General features: G+C 47.1%; 17 protein-coding genes. 9 read left to right on the forward strand and 8 right to left on the reverse strand.

Going from position 1 to position 20,682, the window contains the following annotated elements:
• Positions 1–1,405: 1,405 nt before the first annotated feature.
• From V512_RS04475 to V512_RS04490, 3 genes are all read left to right on the forward strand, one after another.
• Positions 1,406–3,559 carry a hypothetical protein gene (locus V512_RS04475; RefSeq protein WP_099829264.1) on the forward strand — a complete coding sequence of 718 codons (2,154 nt, stop codon included), beginning with the start codon at positions 1,406–1,408 and terminating at the stop codon, positions 3,557–3,559.
• Positions 3,560–4,070: 511 nt separating this feature from the next.
• Entirely contained in the window at positions 4,071–5,144 is a 1,074-nt protein-coding gene (locus tag V512_RS04485; protein WP_099829266.1) for an AAA family ATPase, read from the forward strand.
• Positions 5,144–5,764 carry a DUF3226 domain-containing protein gene (locus tag V512_RS04490; RefSeq protein ID WP_099829267.1) on the forward strand — a complete coding sequence of 207 codons (621 nt, stop codon included), beginning with the start codon at positions 5,144–5,146 and terminating at the stop codon, positions 5,762–5,764. The genes V512_RS04485 and V512_RS04490 overlap by 1 nt, the downstream gene beginning before the upstream one ends.
• A gap of 1,083 nt (positions 5,765–6,847) precedes the next feature.
• Here V512_RS04490 and V512_RS04505 read toward each other — a convergent pair.
• Positions 6,848–7,093, reverse strand: coding sequence for a type II toxin-antitoxin system HicA family toxin (locus tag V512_RS04505; RefSeq protein ID WP_099829270.1), 246 nt, complete (start codon positions 7,091–7,093; stop codon positions 6,848–6,850).
• Positions 7,090–7,299 carry a 2-oxoisovalerate dehydrogenase gene (locus tag V512_RS04510; protein ID WP_099829271.1) on the reverse strand — a complete coding sequence of 70 codons (210 nt, stop codon included), beginning with the start codon at positions 7,297–7,299 and terminating at the stop codon, positions 7,090–7,092. Before V512_RS04510 ends, V512_RS04505 begins: the two co-directional genes overlap by 4 nt.
• An 889-nt stretch (positions 7,300–8,188) precedes the next feature.
• On the opposite strand from V512_RS04510, the gene V512_RS04515 reads away from it, so the two are divergent.
• Positions 8,189–8,455 (forward strand): DUF4160 domain-containing protein, encoded by a 267-nt coding sequence (locus tag V512_RS04515; RefSeq protein WP_099829272.1) that lies wholly within the window; start codon positions 8,189–8,191, stop codon positions 8,453–8,455.
• A 13-nt stretch (positions 8,456–8,468) separates the two neighbouring features.
• On the forward strand, positions 8,469–8,717 hold the full coding sequence (locus V512_RS04520; RefSeq protein WP_099829273.1) for a DUF2442 domain-containing protein: 249 nt from the start codon (positions 8,469–8,471) through the stop codon (positions 8,715–8,717).
• 684 nt (positions 8,718–9,401) lie between these two features.
• On the opposite strand, the gene V512_RS04525 is transcribed toward V512_RS04520, so the two are convergent.
• From V512_RS04525 to V512_RS04545, 4 genes are all read right to left on the reverse strand, one after another.
• A complete protein-coding gene (locus V512_RS04525; RefSeq protein WP_099829274.1) occupies positions 9,402–10,793 on the reverse strand; it encodes an ATP-binding protein in 1,392 nt (463 codons plus the stop codon).
• 715 nt (positions 10,794–11,508) lie between these two features.
• Entirely contained in the window at positions 11,509–12,369 is an 861-nt protein-coding gene (locus V512_RS04530; RefSeq protein ID WP_099829275.1) for a nucleotidyl transferase AbiEii/AbiGii toxin family protein, read from the reverse strand.
• Entirely contained in the window at positions 12,366–12,962 is a 597-nt protein-coding gene (locus V512_RS04535) for a type IV toxin-antitoxin system AbiEi family antitoxin domain-containing protein (protein WP_099829276.1), read from the reverse strand. The genes V512_RS04530 and V512_RS04535 overlap by 4 nt, the downstream gene beginning before the upstream one ends.
• Positions 12,963–14,125: 1,163 nt before the next feature.
• Positions 14,126–14,425, reverse strand: a complete 300-nt coding sequence (locus tag V512_RS04545; RefSeq protein ID WP_099829278.1) for a nucleotidyltransferase family protein — start codon at positions 14,423–14,425, stop codon at positions 14,126–14,128.
• A gap of 747 nt (positions 14,426–15,172) precedes the next feature.
• On the opposite strand from V512_RS04545, the gene V512_RS14895 reads away from it, so the two are divergent.
• The 3 genes from V512_RS14895 (at position 15,173) to V512_RS04560 (ending at position 16,569) form a co-directional block, all read left to right on the forward strand.
• On the forward strand, positions 15,173–15,313 hold the full coding sequence (locus V512_RS14895) for a hypothetical protein (RefSeq protein ID WP_243392255.1): 141 nt from the start codon (positions 15,173–15,175) through the stop codon (positions 15,311–15,313).
• A gap of 2 nt (positions 15,314–15,315) precedes the next feature.
• On the forward strand, positions 15,316–15,645 hold the full coding sequence (locus tag V512_RS14900) for a hypothetical protein (protein WP_243392256.1): 330 nt from the start codon (positions 15,316–15,318) through the stop codon (positions 15,643–15,645).
• Positions 15,646–15,726: 81 nt separating this feature from the next.
• Positions 15,727–16,569 (forward strand): hypothetical protein, encoded by an 843-nt coding sequence (locus V512_RS04560; RefSeq protein WP_099829280.1) that lies wholly within the window; start codon positions 15,727–15,729, stop codon positions 16,567–16,569.
• A gap of 463 nt (positions 16,570–17,032) precedes the next feature.
• Here the strand turns inward: V512_RS04560 and V512_RS04570 are convergent, their stop codons facing one another.
• Both V512_RS04570 and V512_RS04575 read right to left on the reverse strand, forming a co-directional pair.
• Positions 17,033–17,371: a DUF86 domain-containing protein gene (locus V512_RS04570; RefSeq protein ID WP_099829282.1), complete on the reverse strand. Its 339-nt coding sequence runs from the start codon at positions 17,369–17,371 to the stop codon at positions 17,033–17,035.
• Positions 17,368–17,667, reverse strand: coding sequence for a nucleotidyltransferase family protein (locus tag V512_RS04575; RefSeq protein ID WP_099829283.1), 300 nt, complete (start codon positions 17,665–17,667; stop codon positions 17,368–17,370). The genes V512_RS04570 and V512_RS04575 overlap by 4 nt, the downstream gene beginning before the upstream one ends.
• A gap of 1,190 nt (positions 17,668–18,857) precedes the next feature.
• Between V512_RS04575 and V512_RS04590 the strand changes: the two genes are divergently transcribed.
• Positions 18,858–20,006, forward strand: a complete 1,149-nt coding sequence (locus tag V512_RS04590; protein ID WP_099829286.1) for a Fic family protein — start codon at positions 18,858–18,860, stop codon at positions 20,004–20,006.
• The last annotated feature ends 676 nt before the right edge of the window (positions 20,007–20,682 follow it).

Consider the following 20,682-nt stretch of genomic DNA (forward strand, 5'->3'; position numbering starts at 1 on the left):
GGAATAAAACATCAGACGCAGGGCTGGGCAAGAACGGCCCAGGTCGCAATGCCCGGAGAAGCATCCGGGGACGCAAGGCTGGCAAGGATCACGCCAGGTCGCAATGCCCGCTTCGCGGGGAAGGAAAACTAGCCAGTCAGGCTCCGCCTGGCCAGTCTTTGCTTCGCAAAGGCCAGTCTCGCCTTCGGCGAGGCCAGTTCCGGCTGCGCCGGGCAAAAGAGCCGCTGGGGGCTGGACGCTGGGTAGAGCATGGACCCGCTGGGAAGAGCAAAGAGCCGCTTGTAGGGGCGAACGGCTGTTCGCCCGAAACGGCTCGTCAGTCCCGGTTTTTCGCAGAGATTTTATCACTCCGACCTGGCCGACAAGTTCGTCAGATTCCGGACTGCTCCGACAAAAGCGAGAAGAACCGTACTTCGAAAGAACAGTTCTTCGTTCCGACGCTGCGCGTCCGGGTTCATGGGCGGCAGTTGCAAGTTCCATGATGCAAGTTGCAGAAACGGTTATCCGTTATCGGTCCACCGTCCTCCGACAAGAATGAAAAGAGTTGAGGAGTCGTGTCTACAGTTGCTTCTCACAGCGTAGAGCGGGTTTTCTGCTCTTAAGCGTTCAGCGGCTCTCAGGGCGAGATTTCGTGCAGGTACCCTGAATAGGAGCATTTCAGGGCAGGCTCTACGGGATGACACCGCTTCAAGTCATCCTCGTGGTTCAGGCCAGGATCTCGATCTTTGGAGCGTTTTAAGACCAGATCCCGATCAGTTGCATATCGGGATGACAGTCTTTTCTTGCTTTCCGTCATTCTGACACGCTTCTGGTCAGAATCTTGATCTTTGGAGCGTTTTCAAGACCAGATCCCGTGCAGGTGCATCACGGGATGACTAAGTGAGTGGATTTAAGGTAAGGTTCTACGGGGATGAAAGCCTTTTCTCACTTTCCGTCATTCTCGTGCTTCTGGTCAGAATCTCGATCTTTGAAACAGTTGCAAGTGATTAGATGCAAGTTGAATAACAAAGGTTATCCGTTATAGGTTCACCGTTCGCCGAGGATACTCGGTTCTTCGTTCCAGAGCGAGTATCTGTTCTTCGTTCTTGGGCAATCGACGACGAGGCGGATCAGAGGTAAGGGGAATGAGGCTAGAGGTAAGAAGATCAAGATCTCTTCGCTCTTCCGACCTCTTGCCTCTGACCTCAAGCTCTTCCCAACCCAAGGACGGGTCCATGATCTGGGACAAGTCACGAAGGACGGTTCTCCACAGCGCTCAGCGGGTCCTTGTTCTTAAGCGCACAGCGGAACTTCTGGCGTACAGCGGCCTTTTCGGTGAACGGGTTCATGATCTTGAACGGTCAACTCTGACCCTTTCATCCATTGATGATAAGATTGTTGTTATTACTGATGTTTGAGGTGATGTATGAATAGAGAGACGGTGAAGTTGACGCTTCTTGCAGAGGCACTGGAGATGAACTGGAATTCCTACACCGTATTTGAGCCGCTCAATGAGCTGGATGCTTTCCTTGACAGAGAGAAGGCTGTTAGATTAGCCGAAGCTGTGAAGAACGGGTTCTTACTCGATGAATCAGTTGAAGAGATTATGAACGACGGTTTCTTCAGAGGGTATCTGGCTGGGATGCTACTTTTTGACGATTCTCTTTCTGATGAGATAAAAGAGGAGATGGCAAGTATTCTTTTGGAAAACCTTCTTTCTCTTCTGAAGGATGCGGATGATTCACTGCCTAGTACTGACAAGTTCTACGGAAAGCAGGGCGACAACGATGAGAAGTTCTTTCCTCCCTTCGCGAAAACAGATACGGATAGCCCCAAGTCGAGTCTAAGTGAAAATCTTACTCGCTTCTGGTTTTACGTGAAGGACAGCTACTATATCCCTTTGATCCTGTGGGGAAATGAACTTGCGTCTTTTCTCTCCGAGAACATTCATAAGCATGGGCTTAACAGTGAAGCTGCGGAGAATCTGAAGAAGATAATGCTTCCGATTGAAGCCTCTTATACGATGAGTGAAATTGTCGGATCGATCTTGGATTTTCAGATTCCCAGAGCCGAGAGTGATACCAGTTCCCAGCTGCCTATGCTGACTCTTATCATGAATGAGAATGTAAGTACTAAAGATATCGTGGAGCTTAGTAAGGGCATTACTCAGTTTGCGGCTGTAGATTTCTTATATGCTGCGGTTGCCATGACCAGAAGCGATATTGCCGAAGAAAGGGAGAGGGCGAGAGAGATAGTCTGTGGGGTCTTCGATTCGCTTGAGGATCCTATACTTTCCCTTGTTTTGAATGCTGCAAACTTGTTGACGATAAACGGCTTTCTTCACGAGATCGTTTTGCAGTATGATTTCACCAAGCTTTTCGATTGGCTTAAGTCTTTTCTGGGGCCGCTTGAAGAGGAATTTTTAGACTCAACGATGCTGGCAGTTGCCACCGCGCTCATAGAGAAGGGAGAGTCGAGAGAGAACGTCGAGATGTTCATGGAGTACCTGAAGACTTTTGAGCACACGTTTGGAGTGACTACAGCGGGCTTTCTGCTCTCTAGAAAATACGAATTGGAAGATGAGTCCTTTTCAGCCGAGATTAAGCGTGGAGGCTCTACTGATGAATCGGATTATGACTTAATCCTTATTCTGGCAAGGGATTTTCTCGATGATCTGGAAATCGCTTATCAGGATATGGTTAGTGAATACGATCGTATGGGCGATCTCGAGGATGTCTTTTCGGAGCTGGAAGAGATTATGGAGCCTTGTTTCGTTTCAGAAGATGATTCCGAGGAAGTTGAATACTCTAGAGTGCCTATGTATACGCTTATAAACGCGGTAATGAGAAACAACGATCTGGACGACGCAATTGAGGCGATCGAGGCTTATTGCGACAAGTACATCTTTAACTTCGAGTTCATGAATACTCTTCTCTTCATGCCCACAAGGAAAATGGATAAAGTCATGGAGAATCTTCAATTCTCGGGGGAAATGGCGGTGGACTTTGTTGACGACATTGCTGACCGAGAGGGTGAGGCTTACTTGATGAGTAAGAGAGATAGTCCTTCGAACAGAGAGTATTTGAGCCTTATAGAGAACTATATCGAGAAGCTGATCCAGGACAAGAACTATAGGGGGGCCTTAAGGGCCATCGAAGCAGTAGATCCATTTGTAAGTCCCGAGGATGCCGATAACCTTTATACGAGCAACATGATCGTTCGATGGAGGACGAAGGACTACGAGAACCTCGAATTACTGCTCGAAGCGATCGATGAGGAAAGCGAGCCGAAGGCCCTTATGGTTAAGGCGCTTTTTACTTATTTCAACAAAGAGATCGACGCAGCAGAAGGAATTATGATCGGGATTTTGCAGGAACTGCCTGATTTGATCCAGTATCTCCTCAAAATTGACGAACCGGATGAAGAGGACTTCGATAAGGCAGAAGATGGCGATATCAGATGCCAGAAAAAGATCAATGCGAAACTCTTGGCAGAAGAGTTCAGAGAAGACTGGTTCAAACTCAAGGGCGGCAAAGAGTGGCTGAAAAGAGTGCAGAAGGTTTTCGATGAAGTAAGCTAGGCTGGCGAAGACCACGCCAGGTCGCAATGCCCGGAGGAGCATCCGGGGACGCAATGCTGCCTTTGGCAGGAAGCATCTCAGGTCAACCGTCAACGGTCCACCGTCCTCCGAGAAGTCCGTCAGTTGCAAGTGTCACGCTGCATGTTATAAAAGCAAAAGCTAAAAAAACTGTTCTTCCAGTACGCGAAAAATGGGACAGACATAAGGAGCCTGTCAGTCCCTATTTTCGCTTCTCGTCATCTCGTGAGCAAAGCGAACGGCTCGACATTGCTCTTTCTCAATCGAATGGTCTTAGCGGTGAACGGGTTCATGATCTTGAACGGTCAACGGCGAACCATGTTTTAAAGCGTTCAGCGGAACTTCTGGCTTACAGCGGTTCTTCAGAGGTCGAGTTAGGTTCCTGGTCTTTGAAGATCAAACGTGAGAAGTAAGTGAGAGCATCGTGAATTATTTCCTGAGACAACTTCTGGTGTTATACTGAAATTAAGTCATTGAAGGAAGGTGACAGGAGATGTATGAGAACCTTCATATAAGCAATTTCAGGGGGATTCATGAACTCAAGATTGATGGCCTATCCCGGATTAATCTCTTTGTTGGATCGAACAATTCCGGGAAGACGAGCGTTCTCGAGGCAATGTTTCTCCTTTCAGGCGCAGGAAATCCTAGGCTTCCGACATCGATCAACTCTTTCAGGTCGTTGAAATTCGTATCTGACAATGTCTGGCGATCGTTCTTCAACAGAATGAATATCACTTCGCCCATAGTAATGGAGGGACTTAAAGACGGAGCCGCTAATAGACTCAGTATTTCTCCGATTACCGATGCAAGTGATCTCGGGGAAGTGGACTCTCATTCTCCGAAAGACTCGGATTCTTCATCTCAAGCTGGAAGCAAATCATCAAGCGAATCCTCGGTATTGGGGCTTGATCTGGTGTATGAGGAGACTGATTTGCAAGGCACACGACATACAAGGTCTCAGGTATTTCAGGAAAAGCGTGATGTGAGAACAAGGGTTTTGGAGGGCAAATTGGAGCCCAAGAGGGCGTTGTTCACTAATGATCTCACTATTACTTATTCAGAGATTGCCCTGAGACTGGAAAGAATGCTTGTGGATAAGAAAGACAAGTTGTTGGTCGATGTAGCAAGGAAACTGGACGGTTCAGTTAGTGGATTCGTACTGGGGGCCAACGGAACTATATTTGTGGATATAGGACTGAGCAAGATGCTACCGGTTCAGCTGTTAGGAAACGGTATGGTGAAACTACTTGTTGTTAATCTGAATGCTTATGAAGCTCGTAATGGAATCCTATTGATAGATGAGATCGATAATGGGCTTCACCATTCTTCCCTCGATCTCCTCTGGAAGAGCCTAATTAGGTCAGCTATTAACTACGATGTGCAAGTTGCGGCTACCACTCACTCGTATGAATGTATCAAAGCGCTGGTAGATTCTACTGAGGGAGAATCAATGGAAGACATGATTAGAGTCTTTAGAACAGAGACGACAGACGATAAGGTAAAAGTCACGGTGTTTGATAGAGATGCCCTCACTCGTTTCATGGAGAGAGAGTGGGAGGTAAGATAGTGTTTAAGAAACCCGATAGTGTCGTCAGCGACTCACTTTTGATAGTAGAAGGAAAGGACGAGGTGTCTTTTCTTGATGCTTACATTTTCAGACATAAGGGCTTGGAGAAATCCAAGGTACAGATTATCGATGCGGGTGGAAAGTATAGTTTCAGGCAAGACCTGGCGGATCTAAAGGATCTACCAGGCTTCGATTCTGTCAGAAGGATCGCGATTATTAGAGATGCCGACCTTAGCGCCGAAAAAGCCTTTCAGAGCGTTTCGCATGTTTTGCGGAGCGAATCATTACCGGTGCCCGATAGACCAGGCCACTTCGCTACAGATGAATCTGGTATGGTAACAGTAGGGGTATTTGTTACTCCGGATAATAAACGTTCAGGTTGTCTCGAGTCTCTCTTGGTCGACGTTATTAAATCTCGTAACTTACGCGGCTGCGTAGATCAGTTCTTCAAGTGCGCTGACAGATCATTTAGACCTAAACAGTATATGCTAGCCCTTCTATCTTTGATGCAGGAGTACTGCAACTCGATTGGCTTGGCTGCTCAGAAAAGCTACTTTGATTTCAGCATTTTCGATAGATGCGAGATGGGAACGTTCATAGATGCATTTCTCCAGATATAGTTCTTTTTCGTAAGCACAGGGATGACCAATGCTGGCAAAGGATCATGCCGGGACGCAAGGCTGCCTTCGGCAGGAGGCGAGGCCGACTTCGTCGGGAAGTGATGCTCGCTGGCGCGAGGAAGTGATGCGCCGAAGAACATCGGCGGAAGTGATGCCAGGGAACCTTTTACCGCCTTCGGCTGGACGCATTGCACTGAGGAACATCAGTGGACGCAATGCCGGCAAAGGATCATGCCGGGACGCAAGGCTGGCGAAGACCACGCCAGGTCGCAATGCCGACTTCGTCGGGAAGTGATGCCACCTTCGGTGTGACGCATTGCACTGAGGAGCATCAGTGGACGCAAGGCTGGCTTAGGCAGGAAGTGGTGCCGACTTCGTCGGGAAGTGATGCTAATTGATTAGACGCAAGGCGCCGAAAAGCATCGGCGGACGCAAGGCTGGCGAAGACCACGCCAGGTCGCAATGCCCGCTTCGCGGGGAAGCTTTTGTTGGTTCAACGTTGTCTTTAGCAGCGATCAGCGGGTTCACCGTTTTTAAGCGTACAGCGGCTCTTCCAGCGTTCAACGGGTCTTCGTTTTTAAGCGCACAGCTGATCTTCTGGGCGAGATCCCGTGCAGGTGCATCACGGGATGACTGAAGAGGCGCTCATCAGGGCAACCTCAAGGGATGGCACTCCTTCGCGTCATCCTGGCGTGCTTCAGGCCAGGATCTCGTTCTTGAACCGAGAACGAGAGAACGAGAAGACGCTTTGAGTTTGAGATGAAGCTTCGCTTCGAGAGAAACCCTATTCGGGACTACTAGGGAGAAAAAGCAGATCCCGTGCAAGTTCATCACGAGATGACCAAAGAGGCGCTTATCAGGGCAGGCTCTACGGGATGATGACCATTAGTGGTTGGGATAGAATAGTAACTCATCTCTGAACTTGTTTCAGCATCAAGTTTCTTTGACGACCGTCAACGGAGGACGCTTCATTGATTGGATCGAAGCCAATATCCTGAAAGGAGCACGTTCATGAGGGGGTTAAGTGATTCTTCGATTATTGTGGTAGTGAACGGTCGTTTGCCCTCCTAATGTCAAATACGACTATTCCTCATCTAGAAATTGAAGCAAGTCCTTCTTTGTCATTTGAAGATGGTCGGCGATTTCCGTGAGTATGGCGTTCAAAGTACCTGGCTTCAGCGGACTGTGTCTAGGTATAGTTATATGATGCTCACCTTTCTCCTTTGTAGTCAGCCTGACATGGCTGCCGCTTTGACGTGTGACTTCGTAACCTAACTTGGAGAGAACTTTGCACAGTTCTTCACCGCCAATATCCCTAGGGAGTCTCAAAGCGCAATTACCTCTTCTTTGACGAAATGCAACCTGATTATTCTCGGGAGGTCGTTTTCATCGAAATGACATCTGATGGCATCTCTGATGTTGTCCCTGAGTTCTTCAAGAGTCTCCGCTTCAGTAACTATTGATTGGCCCAAAGCTCGCGCGATGAACCCCGAAACAGAATCCTCTTCAACCAGAAAGATTATCTCGCTATTCACCTTTTACCTCCACCTATTCTTCTGAAACCGCTCATTGTTTAAGAATCACTTAGTCAAGTTATCGGTCCTGCAATACTTCGGATGAATCATTTCGAATCGTATGAGCTTACAACCAATCAGAAAAATTATACCATCATCGAGAAGTGATGCTGCCTTTGGCAGGAGGCGAGGCCGACTTCGTCGGGAAGTGATGCGCCGAAAGATCGCCGGCGGAAGTGATGCTAATTGATTAGACGCAAGGCGCCGAAAAGCATCGGCGGACGCAAGGCTGGCAAAGATCGTGCCGGGACGCAAGGCTGGCGAAGACCACGCCAGGTCGCAATGCCCGCTTCGCGGGGATGACAATGTCAGACGATTCTTGAATTCTTTTGTAGGGGCGAACGGCCGTTCGCCCTCCTAATGAACTGATTTCTTAGATGAGGAGATTTTCAGATTCATTAAGATATTCGGTGAAGACATGGAGCAACTCAGATGGTTATGCAGTGGCATGTTCTTTCATCAGAAAATTCATTGATCTCTCTGCGTGTGCGACTTGGAAAACGGCGAACCGTCAACGGTTGACGTGACATTTGGAGCTTTCTCTTGAACAAAGCGAACGGCTCGACAGTGCTCTTTCTCGATCGAATTGTCTTAGCGGTGAACGGGTTCATGATCTTGAACGGTCAACGGCAAACCATGTTTTAAAGCGTTCAGCGGGTCCTTGTTCTTAAGCGTACAGCGGTTGCTAAGTGCTAGATCCCGTGCAGGCCCATCACGGGATGACGGTGCGGGGGTAGCGTTATGAACCTATAGGAAAAATGTTGTCGTTATAGGTCTTTCCTCAGGGACGCGATCTCCGGTGCAAAAATAGCTGTTTCCTTAGTATAATATGCAATGGAAGAAGGAATCGATGCCAACAATAAGCATGTTCTACGGAATAATTGTGAGGATGTACTGTTCTCCTAATGAGCACAATCCTCCTCTTATACAGGTTTACTATCAGGAATACAGTTCTACCGTCTCAATTCCCGATCGAGAACTTCTAAGTGGCGAGATTCCCGCAAAGAAGCTTCGATTAGTTCAGGCATGGATTGAGCTTCATTCCGATGAGCTAATCGCTAACTGGAAACTTGTGACAGACGGCGAACTTCCCTTCAAGATAGAGCCACTAAGATGATGGAGGTATTGACATGACTATTGGAGTGAAGTCGATAAAGAGCTGTAAACCTTATCAGCTAATACTTGAGTTCAGTAATGGAGAAGAGAGAGCGATAGATCTGGAGGGAATACTGAACATAGGAAAATTCTCGGAGCTACGAGACCCGAAAGTCTTCTGCTCAGCTCGAATTAGCTTTGATACAATTGAATGGTCCAATGGACTGGACATCTGCCCAGAGTATCTCTTTGATCATTCAAGCCCTATAGCAGTACCTCGTTGAGAAAACGAAGTTCCCTGAGTAGTTCAATTTGGTTTCTCGCTCGCGAGAGAGCCTTTCATTAGACGCTGCGTGTCCAGATTCTTCGCAAAGAGAGAAGTTCATTGTTCTGGTGCTTTGCACCTAGGTTCTTCGTTCCGACACTTCGTGTCCAGGTTCTTGGTCTCCTAGGCGTAAGGGAAAAAAAGACGTAAGAGGCCAGAGGTAAGAAGAGCAATTAGATCTTGCCTTTCTGACCTCTAGCCTCAAACCTCTTACATCGTACGCAGCTCAAGACGGTCGAGATTAGATCCCGAACAGAACCACTACGGGATGACCGAGGTGAGTGGATTCCAGGGAAGGCTATTCGTTCTTTGAAACAGTTGCAAGTGACAAGTAGCGAGTTGTAGAGCAAAAGCCAAGAAACTTTCTAAGTCTCTTGAAATGCTCTTCTTCTCGGTCGGTGGACGGCGAACCGTTGACGGACAACGTTGTCTTCGTCAGCGACCAGCGGGTCCTTGCTCTTAAGCGCACAGCGGTTCTTTTAGCGAGATCCCGATCAGTTGCATATCAGGATGACAGTTTTTCTTGCTTTTCGTCATTTTTGTTTAGACATAGTGGCAGCTTAGTAATTCGTACACACCATGAATATGGAGGAATCGATTCGATGGTCTGTCCTAATGAAACCACAAGCGGTCCGATTTGATTTCAGGCAAAGAGGTCATCTAAGGTCACCAGGTAAACACTTTCATCTTTTACAGTTAGTTCTTGCAGATCTGTGGTGAATCCGCTCTTGGAAAAGATGACGAATATCCTGTCTTTGCAAGCGATAATCGATCCCTTTTCTCTTAATCTCTCAAGTTCGCCTATCCCGACTCTTGCGTTGGTCCACTTGCATTCACCGATTATCGCTTGATTATCTCCCAGACCAAGAAGATCAATTTCCTCTTCCTTCTTCGTTGCTGGGTTGCTTCCCCACCACTTGCCCAACTTCATAATCCTGAAGGGTAGTTCTCCCCTGCCACTTTTGTACAACAAATAGTCCCTGCATATGCTTTCGAAAGCTAGGCCGAGATACTTGCTGAGTCCGTTAGCGATCTTCTTGTCCAGAAGCTCTTCTGTCATGCCGGTTTCGATAAGCGAGAGGTTAGGAAACACAAAGGTGTACCAGAATCTGAAAAGGTTGTCTCTGATATAGTAGATCGCCTTCCGTGAAGTGTTTTTCTCTGTAACGGGCACTTCTCGTCCCAATATGTTTAAGTTCAGCAGTGTAGCTATGTACTTTGCAGTTTTATCGTTAGGCTCTCCTACCCTTGTGCTTATCTCGTTCAGGCGCGTAGCGCCTTGGGCAATTGATTCTATTATACTGTTGTAGAGGGAAGGTTCGCGCAGTTCCTGTCTCAACAAGAATCTCGGCTCGGCATAAAGATACGCCGATGTATCGAGAAAGTTGTTTGCAATGTTCTCTCCATGTGGAAGATGCTGATTCCACTTCTGCAGATACTGCGGGATGCCCCCCAAAATTCCATACGCGATGACTTTTTCTTCGTTGTTCAGTTTGGGAAAGAACAGCGACGCTTCTCGATAGGTGAATGGCTCGACTCTCAGCTGAGCTGTTCTTCTTCCAAACAAGGGGCTCCTACTGCCCAGCACTTCGCTCTCCATGAAACTCACAGATGAACCGCAAAGAACTAAATAGAGCTTTGTTTCAAGTAGCTCATGATCTATAAGGCGCTGCAAGACAGACGGGAAATAGCTAGTAGCATTCGCCAAATATGGGTACTCATCTATTACTAGCAGAAGACGCTTTTCCTTTGCTTTGGACGCAACGAACCTAATCGCCTTCTCCCATGACTCAAATGGAGATAATGTGTCTTTCTGGCCGAAGTGTTCTAGAATGACTTCCGAGAAGTTTCGCAGCATCATTTTCTCGTTGACCTCATCGCAGACAAAGAAGATGCTTTCGATCTCTTTTGAGAACTCTCTTAGAAGAGCGGTCTTACCCACTCTTCGACGTCCATATACAACGGCCATCTCGAACTTTCCACTGTTCTTAAGCTTCCTGAGAGAAGCAAGCTCTTTCTCTCTGTTGATGAACATTTAACAACCTCCAACACAACTACTAACTCGTAAGTTACTAACTCTAGAGTCAATTATATCATCATAAATGCAATCTTTGAAAAGCGTCTCGGGGACGCATTGCTGGCTTAGGCAGGAAGTGATGTCACCTTCGGTGGGACGCATTGCACTGAGGAGCATCAGTGGACGCAATGCCGGCAAAGGATCATGCCGGGACGCAAGGCTGCCTTCGGCAGGAAGCATCTCAAGTCCACCGTCAACGGTCCACCGTCCACCGAGAAGTCCGTCAGTTGCAAGTGTCACGCTGCATGTTATAAAAGCAAAAGCTAAAAAAACTGTTCTTCCAGTACGCGAAAAATGGGACAGACATAAGGAGCCTGTCAGTCCCTATTTTCGCTTCTCGTCTTCTCGTGAGCGAAGCGAACGGCTCGACATTGCTCTTTCTCGATCGAATGGTCTTAGCGGTGAACGGGTTCATGATCTTGAACGGTCAACGGCAAACCATGTTTTTAAGCGTATAGCGGATCTTCAGGGCGAGATCCCGTGCAGTTTCATCACGGGATGACCCCAAACAGGAGCCCTGAACAGAACATTTTCAGGGCAGGCTTCATTGGGGCGGGCTTCTTAGGGCAGGCTCAACATGATGATGACGGTCTTTTCTTGCATTCTGTCATTCTGACGAAGGTCCTAGTCAGAATCTTTCGGTCTCAGGATCGGATGGAGGGATTGCTATTACTCAATGAAGATTCAGTCTATCAGACTTTTTTAGAAGGTCGCCGATTGTCTTCACTGTTTCGACCGCATCGTTGAACTGAATGTTTTTGGCATAGCTGTTTTCATTTTGATAATTCTTCCAGAGTCTTTTCTGGTATTCTGATTCCTTGAGTTCGGAGACAATGCTTTCATAATCAGCGAGTATATTTGATGATTTTCGCCTGAGCGCAGTGTTTTCGATTGCTTTTTTTAGAACAGCTGAAGAGATTTGGTCTTTCTTCAGTCTGAAAAGAGTGTGAACGTCGTACAAATCTCTGGGACGAGAACTCAACACACTTCTTCTCAAAATGGTCTCGTATTTCTCGGCGAGTATCGTTTCAAGTGTGTATGCTTTTATGATGATTTTCTCTTTTCCGAAGATTGAGCGATACTGGTAGTCGATTTCTCCGGGAGTTATTGCATCTCCGGTTGTCATGTCGATTCTCATCGGAACTCTGATTCTGTCGCATCTAGCTTCTAGTGAAATACGGAAGTTGTTGTATTCGTCTTCCTCGCGGATTGGCACAATTCGCTCGAATGTGAAACTAACCCCGTCATCAAGCGCTGTGTCGATTATTTCGGTCACAACCCTTTTTAGCGTGCCTTCATTCATTGCAAGGTTCTTGACTGTGGTATCCATATCTATTGTGGTTCTCTCTCCTATACCAATCATGGAAGCAATCAAGAGGCCTCCTTTCAATATGAATGATTCTCTGTAAAATGATCTAGCCAATCTCTCAATAAACCTTTCGAACATGAACATGTGAAGTATCTCTCCCGCATTCAACCCTTTCTCTGAGGCGATTTTTCGAATCTCGTTTTTAAACTTTTCAGCGTTTATCACAGTAGAACCTCCGTGTAGGTATGCAAGAGATCTTCAACTCCAAAAACGCACGAGTATTTTGACAATTTCCCAAGATCTTGCCTGCCCCTGAAATACGCTTTCAAGGCACTTGAGATGATCTGAATATCAAACTTGTCCTTCTCTTTTAGCAGATCGCAGATTGTCCTTTCAAAATCGTAAGACCTCACACTGTTTCCAAAAGGCGATTTGACACTGGTCAAACCAAGTTTAACAAGCGAAGGTTTTACATAATGGAAGACCAGATCATCGTACTCTCCTGTGAGATAGCTTACGTTCGAACCCTGAGATACTGTTATATGGTATTGGGATGGCGCCCGGTCTGAAAGTCCCAATAGATAAAGGGAGGTTGTGTGGGAAAAGATACAGGATTTGCACCTCATCTGGAGTATCTTGTAGTCATCTGTTATACTTCCTGATAAAACGTATCTTCCTCGCGAGACTCTCTCAACCTCTCCCAACTCAAGAAGTCGTCTTAACTTTTCCTTTCTAATTCCCTCCGCAACAACATCACCGGTTTCAATGAAACCATTGTTTTCGGCAGCTATCTGTTTGATCTTCTCTAAGTCATCCATCGTTTCACCTTCTGTACTTGCGTTCTTTAATTGTATCATATTAAAGCATGCTAGTACATCTTGACATTACGCGAGAACAATGCCGGCGAAGAACATGCCGGGACGCAAGGCTGGCGAGAATCACGCCAGGTCGCAATGCCCGCTTCGCGGGGAAAGAGCCGCTGAAGACTGGACGCTGGGTAGAGCATGGACCCGCTGGCAAAGATCAAAGAGCCGCTTGTAGGGGCGAACGGCTGTTCGCCCTCCTAATGAACTGATAACTTGGACGAAGAGGTTTTCAGATTATTAAGGTATCGGTGAAGACATGGAGCAACTCAGATGGTTATGCAGTGGCATGTTCTTTCATCAGAAAATTCGTTGATCTCTCTGCGTGTGTGCGACTTGGACAACGGTCAACCGTCAACGGTCCACCGTCCTCCGAGAAGAGCATATTTTGTTGAAAGGCGCAATGCGCCGAGGAGCATCTGGGGACGCATGGCTGGCTTCGGCGGGAAGTGATGCCACCTTCGGTGGGACGCATTGCACTGTGGAGCATCAGTGGACGCAATGCCGGCTAAGAACATGCCGGGACGCAAGGCTGGCGAAGATCACGCCAGGTCGCAATGCCCAGAGAAGCATCTGGGGACGCAAGGCCCGCTTCGCGGGGAAGGAAAACTAGCCAGTCACCTTCGGTGGCCAGTTCCGGCTGCGCCGGCCAAACGTAGACAATTGAGAAAGAGAACATCGAGAGGTTCGCTGCGCTCACGAGAGAAGAGAGAGAGCCAGTCACTGGTGAAATGAGACGCAATGCCGGCGAAGACAGTGCCGGGACGCAAGGCTGCCTTCGGCAGGAAGTGATGCTGGCGCTTTCGCGCCAGGAAGCTGAAGAACATAAGAAAATGAACACAACGAGAATACTTGAAGCGAGGATTTCCAGATGATATATTATCCTCAGTTTATTTTGAAGAGGATACTTGATGGAGATCGAAAGGCTTAATATCTGGAAGCTTGGTGTTGGGCTTGCAAAGGATGTCATATTCTCACAGAGAGATTTCCTAAGATTGTTGCCCTGACAGTTTTCTTGTCATTCAGAAATTCGGAAGCGTTCTTGATTTCCTTACAGAAATCGAAAATAAGATCGATTTCAGCTATTATGTCATTTAGATAATCTGAGTATACGCGCTTCAAATTTCAATGGCCTCTCTTAGAATATGTTCTCCGATTAAAGGTTTTAAAGTGCTTTCGTCAACAAGATCTATCTTGACTGACAAGAGGCTCGACAGTTCATTTCTGAGGTCGATGTAATCAATCAGCGTTAGGTTCGCATTCTCTTCAAAGCGAACAAGAAGATCTAGATCGCTTTCTTTGTTCTGCTCACCACGGGCATAAGAACCGAAGACTCTCAGCGATTCGATTTGATAGCGCAATCTGAAGTAAGGCATTTCGTCTTTCAGTACGCTTAGAATCTTATCAAGACTCTGCATCAGTTCTCACCTCATAAAAATTATATCATTGCATGTCATGGCCCAGAAGTGGAGAGGAAATTGCAGATGAATAAGGACTCCATTTTTGCATTATGGTAATGACGTTCTTCGTTGCAGAACTAGCAGCTTTGTTCTTCGTTCTTGGCAAAGAGCGTGAAAGAAAAGAGAGAGGGGAGAATGATGAGAAGTATGAGATTCTGTGCAAAGGCAAATCAGAGGTAAGGGGAATGAGGCTAGAGGTAAGAAGATCAAGATCTCTTCGCTCTTCCGACCTCTTGCCTCTGACCTCAAGCTCTTCCCAACCCAAGGACGGGTCCATGATCTGGGACGAGTCACGAAGGACGGTTCTCCACAGCGACCAGCGGGTTCACCGTTCTTAAGCGATCAGCGGAACTTCTGGCGTAGAGCGGCCTTTTCGGTGAACGGGTTCATGATCTTGAACGGTCAACGGCGAACCATGTTATAGATCGTTCATCGGGTCCTTGTTCTTGGACAGCTGACGGAGGACTGATCTCTTCAAATCGTCCTGTATAATATAACGAAATTTCATTGAGGATCAGGCTTTTTCTCACAAATCGAAAACGAACATTCACAACAGCTGGAGCGCCAAGTTGCTGCTGGAAGAGACTGACATCGAGAAACTATAGTCCCGCTATTTATGGGATAGCAACTTGCGTTTTTTCAAGTGAAATAGTATATGATATACTAATACATCGTATGTGATATACTGATGTTATGAAGAGAAATATGAGTTTCTCAGATATGGAAGTTGCTTTGAAGGCTTTGTATTCTCAGATAAAGAGGATTGCTAAGAGAATCGGTCTGGTTATTTGCGGTGGCACCGCACTGAACGCTCTTGGTTTGGTCCAAAGGACGACGGCGATATAGATGTGGTTTGTTTCGCAGAGGAAGTCGAGGATCAGATTGTCGTCAGTAGGGCCGAATTCCCGGCTTGGCTTCTAGACGCTGCCGGAAAAGTGGCCAGGGATCTGGGGCTTCCCAGAGACTGGATAAACGACGGACCGGCATCACTCGTAGAACTCGGTTTGCCCGAAGGATTTTCGAAGCGACTAACCAAGGTTCAAATTGGAAGTTCTCTTTCTGTATATTATATTTCGCGAATAGATCAGATTCACTTTAAGTTGTATGCTTCGGCTGACCGAGGCGGCTATCACGTAGATGATCTGATGAAGTTAGAGCAACGGAAAGTGAGATTGTAGATGCAGCGAAATGAACAATGACTCACGATGTCTCGCCGGCTTTTAGAGTAATCTTGATCGATCTCTTTCGGAGGCTCGGTTTTGATGATGCATCCAAAGAGCTTTAAGAAATTGGTTATAGATAACGCCGTTGGGATATTGTGGAGCCAGTGGGTAAATCTTGGTGCTTGGTCGAGAGCCGAGCAAACGATGAAATGTTTTAGTGATCCGGAGAGCGCTATTGGCTTTTCCAGTTATTTCTGCAAACACGAAAAGCGTCTACAGAAGATCTCCCTGGACTGGAGCGTAGTAAACCTCAAATATATCAATCATTCTCGCTTGAAAAGACTTCGGAAAGTTGTGACCGATCATATTGAACTACCGGTTGATGTTTCTGAAGTGCACGCTGGCACTACTTCCAGCAAGTACATCACTGAGCCCGACGCAAGAGATATAACTAACTTGCTTATTCGACTGAGACTAGTATTTGGATCTACTACCAGGGCAGAGGTGATATTCCATTTACTGACTAGGGGAAGCGCAAATTCGAATCAAATAGCAATCGATCGCTTTCTCAATCAGAAGGCCGTACTTCTAGAACTAGAGAAGCTAGCTAAGGCCGGCGTTTTGGAAGAGAAAAGGTCAGCAAGAGAGAGACTGTTTTCCGTCCAAAGAGACTTCGCAAGGCTTTTTGAATTTGAAATTCAGCCGATTAGTTCTCCATGGTTTCTTCTTGCTTCGCTCTTGATTCTGGAAGAATGTCTCAGGGATGAGTTGATTGAGGATGAGTATCTAGTCCTCTCTGCATTCATGGATCACAAAAGAAGATTGTCTGAATATCTGCAGAGAGCCGGTAGTTGTAAATTGCCTATTTCAGGATCCACAGCATATGAGTTATATGAGAGTGTTACTGAGTACTACACATGTCTTTGCACACTCTTGTAGGAATGAGGCTGTTCGGCAGGAAGCCTCTCAAGTCAACCGTCAACGGTCCGCCGTTCTCCGAGAAATCCATCAGTTGCAAATTCCATGATGCAAGTTGAATAAGAAAATGGTTGTCCGTTATCGGTTCACCGTTCTCCGATAGTATCGGAAGATCGATTCCGGCGCGTTGCGCCCAAGTTCCTCGTTCCGACGCTGCGCGTCCAGGTTCTTGCTTCAGAAGACCAAAGAGCAGTTCTTCGTTCCGGAGCTAGAAGCTTTGTTCTTGGTTCGTAAGAGCGGGAAGGTACGAGATGAGGAGAGAGGACGAGAAACAGGAGAGAGGGGTTCTCGTCTTCTCGTGAGTGAGCGAACTCTCGATAATCTTTCTCGGCTCTTACCAACAACGCACAACCCAGCACGGTTCTCAATGCCCGAGTATAGATACACGCAGGTGGAATGATCCTGGTTCACAGCAGAATATACTTCACTCGTCAATTATCTTTTGGGCGGCAGTTCTTAAAGGCAGTAACTCTTTTTGAATCGTGTTCCAGACAAGATTCATATTCACCCCGAAGTATTCATGAATTAGTATATCTCTCATTCCCGCAATGCTTCTCCAGGGGATCTCGGGGTAGTTGTCGGTTATTTCTTTCGGTAGTTTTTTGACTGCCTCGCCGATTATCTCGAGGCTTCTGATTGTTGCCCTGACAGTTTTTTTGTCATTCAGAAATTCGGAAGCGTTCTTGATTTCCTTACAGAAATCAAAAATAAGATCGATTTCAGCCATTATGTCATTAAGATAATCTGAGTATACGCGCTTCAAATTTCAATAGCCTCTCTTAGAATATGTTCTCCGATTAAAGGTTTTAAAGTGCTTTCGTCAACAAGATCTATCTTGACTGACAGGAGGCTCGACAGCTCATTCCTGAGGTCGATGTAATCAATCAGCGTTAGGTTCGCATTCTCTTCAAAGCGAACAAGAAGATCTAGATCGCTTTCTTTGTTCTGCTCACCACGGGCATAAGAACCGAAGACTCTCAGCGATTCGATTTGATAGCGCATTCTGAAGTAAGGCATTTCGTTTTTCAGTACGCTTAGAATCTTATCAAGACTCTGCATCAGTTCTCACCTCACAAAAATTATATCATTGCATGTCATGGCCCAGAAGTGGAGAGGAAATTGCAGATAAACAAATATCGACTCCATTTTTGCATTATGGTAATGACGTTCTTCGTTGCAGAACTAGCAGCTTTGTTCTTCGTTTTTGGCAAAGAGCGTGACAGAAAAGAGAGAGAGCCAGTCACTGGTGAAATGAGACGCAATGCCGGCGAAGACCGTGCCGGGACGCAAGGCTGGCAAGGATCATGCCAGGTCGCAATGCCCGGAGAAGCATCCGGGGACGCAAGGCTGCCTTCGGCAGGAAGCATCTCAAGTCCACCGTCAACGGTCCACCGTTCTCCGCACGACAGTTGCAAGTGTCACGCTGCATGTTATAAAAGCAAAAGCTAAAAAAAATGTTCTTCCAGTACGCGAAAAATGGGACAGACATAAGGAACCTGTCAGTCCCTATTTTCGCTTCTCGTGAGCGTACCGAACGGCTCGACATTGCTCTTTCTCGATCGGATGGTCTTAGCGGTGAACGGGTTCATGATCTTGAACGGTCAACGGTGAACCATGTTTTAAAGCGTTCAGCGGATCTTAGAGCGAGAAGTCACTTTGAGTTTGAGATGAAGCTTCGCTTCGAGAGAAAACCTTTTCGAGACTACGAAGAACAAGGAGAGAAAGCAGCTCCAATAGCATCACCAGGGGGGGTATTGAGTGTAGGGTCTGGGGTTTGGCGGAAAGAACCGACTGACCCATTCACAATTATCTGATGCTACTGAGAACGAGTAGCTGGCGACGCGTCTTACCTTTGAAGCATGCCCTTAAATCCACTCACTTTGTCATCCTCACTTGATCTTGGTCACAATCTGGGCTGTGGGTCTTGACGAATGACGGGTTACCAATAACCAACAACGGACAACTATTCCTTCTGCTTGCAACTGACAACATGAAACTTGGAACTGTTCTTTCCGGTGGACGGCGGACCGTTGACGGACAACGTTGTCTTCGTCAGCGATCAGCGAGTTCACCGCTTTTAAGCGTACCGCGGAACTTCTAGCGCACAGCATGTGGAGATGTGATGTTGGATAGATCTGTACGTGTATTCACACAACTCTGACTCCTTTAGGGAAGGAACTTATACTTTTGGTGTTTATTGTATAATTTACTCAATAGGAATTATACTTCTGTACAATTTGGAGGTTTGGATGAGACCAGAAGATTTTTCAGCTGACTCTCCGGGAAGGGTTCAGAAGGTTTTAGGTTCCGGTTTTTCCTACTGGGCGTTTATTCCCGATCCGTTGCCGCCGAAGCTTGATTATGTAGATAGTCTTGTTGTTGCACTGGGGGAAGCTAATCGAGCAATGGGCGAATTCTCTGGATTGCTTGCGGGAAGTCCGGGCGCGGAATTGCTTACCCGCCCCCTATTGCGAAAAGAGGCAGTATCATCGTCTCAGATCGAGGGGGCCACTTCAGAGATAAGCGATCTTTACCTTTTTGAAGCCTCGGCTGAGAGCTCAGGTTTGCCGGAGGACGTCAGGGAGGTTTCAAATTATCTGAAGGCTCTTGAGTACGGTCTAGACAGGATCAAGTCCCTGCCTGTCTCGACAAGGCTCTTCAGAGAGCTTCACGCCATTCTAATGAAGGACGTCAGAGGCGGGCATGCGTACCCGGGAGAGCTTAGAACGACACAGAATTGGATAGGCAAGCCAGGATGCACGTTGAATGAAGCTGACTTCGTTCCCCCGCCTCCGGAAGAGTTGAATCGCTGCCTTTCAGACCTGGAAGTGTTTATCAACTCTGAATCGCAAATACCGCCTCTTGTGAAGCTGGCTATTGTCCATTACCAGTTCGAGGCAATCCATCCCTTCGTCGATGGTAATGGTAGGGTTGGGAGATTACTGATTGCCCTCCTGAAAACTTCATGGGGTCTGTTAAATCAACCCGGTCTATACCTAAGCGGCTATTTCGAAGCAAACCGACTGGAGTACTATTCGAGACTGAGAAGCGTCAGTTTCGATGGTGAGTGGAATGCATGGGTACTATTCTTCACTGAGGCCGTGCTAGAGCAGTCAAACTTTGGGAAGCGGAAACTTAGGGAATTGATGAATCTGAGGAACGATTGGACACAACGCGTGAGATCTCTTTCGTCCTCATTGCCTATGACTCTCATCGATCACTTATTTGAAAACCCAATTCTAACGATTCCACAGGCGAGCGAAAAGCTAGGTGTAACGTACGTTAGCGCGAGAAGGGCTATTGAGTCTCTGTGCAAAAATGGGATATTGACTCCGCAAGATGGAAGCAAGTACGCAAAGAAATTCATCGCTTCAGAATTATTGGAGATGATTAAGTGATGCTGCTTCGAAGCAAGCCTCTCAGGTCAACCGTCAACGGTCCACCGTTCTCCGATAAGATTAATCGACGAGAAAGAGCGTTGTGGAGAGGTTCGCTACGCTCACGAGAGAAGAACCAGTCACTGGTGAAATGAGACGAAAGCTGCCTTCGGCAGGAAGCATCTCAAGTCCACCGTCAACGGTCCACCGTTCTCCGAGAAGAGCAGTTGCAAGTTCCAAGGTGCAAGTTGAATAAGAAAATGGTTGTCCGTTATCGGTTCACCGTTCTCCGAGCAGAGCTTCAAGACCTATCAAGCTCTTTGGATGATGATCTTAGGTCCTCCCTTGAGGGAGGAGGGCCACAAAGTGGCGGAGGGTGTGCACGTCCAGCTAAGGCAAGAATGTTCAGTGGGAGAAAAAGGCCCACCGGGGAAGAAGTCAGAGCCCCGTAGCTTGGATAGCAGTGGGGAAGGAAACTGAACCACTGAAGTCTATTGACAAAGCCATATTAAGTATGGTGAGCGAGTGGTCAGGCCATAACGAAAGTGAACGCACGAGTAGCCTCGAGACTACAGTTCCGGAAGTCGAGTCCTTGCACACCGGGCGAAGACAGCAGATATGAGCGAAGACTGACTGAAACGCGAATATCTTCCGGCGGGGTGGTAGCGATGGCATGATCACAAGGACATTCTACGCA

Origin of the sequence: Mesotoga sp. Brook.08.105.5.1 (assembly GCF_002752635.1) — a bacterium.
Taxonomy (GTDB): domain Bacteria; phylum Thermotogota; class Thermotogae; order Petrotogales; family Kosmotogaceae; genus Mesotoga.

Coding starts and splice junctions, on each gene's coding strand:
- V512_RS04475 (WP_099829264.1), top strand. CDS start 1,406: ATGAATAGAGAGACGGTGAAGTTGACGCTTCTTGCAGAGGCACTGGAG.
- V512_RS04485 (WP_099829266.1), top strand. CDS start 4,071: ATGTATGAGAACCTTCATATAAGCAATTTCAGGGGGATTCATGAACTC.
- V512_RS04515 (WP_099829272.1), top strand. CDS start 8,189: ATGCCAACAATAAGCATGTTCTACGGAATAATTGTGAGGATGTACTGT.
- V512_RS04520 (WP_099829273.1), top strand. CDS start 8,469: ATGACTATTGGAGTGAAGTCGATAAAGAGCTGTAAACCTTATCAGCTA.
- V512_RS04525 (WP_099829274.1), bottom strand. CDS start 10,793: ATGTTCATCAACAGAGAGAAAGAGCTTGCTTCTCTCAGGAAGCTTAAG.
- V512_RS04535 (WP_099829276.1), bottom strand. CDS start 12,962: ATGGATGACTTAGAGAAGATCAAACAGATAGCTGCCGAAAACAATGGT.
- V512_RS04545 (WP_099829278.1), bottom strand. CDS start 14,425: ATGCAGAGTCTTGATAAGATTCTAAGCGTACTGAAAGACGAAATGCCT.
- V512_RS14895 (WP_243392255.1), top strand. CDS start 15,173: ATGAGTTTCTCAGATATGGAAGTTGCTTTGAAGGCTTTGTATTCTCAG.
- V512_RS04575 (WP_099829283.1), bottom strand. CDS start 17,667: ATGCAGAGTCTTGATAAGATTCTAAGCGTACTGAAAAACGAAATGCCT.
- V512_RS04590 (WP_099829286.1), top strand. CDS start 18,858: ATGAGACCAGAAGATTTTTCAGCTGACTCTCCGGGAAGGGTTCAGAAG.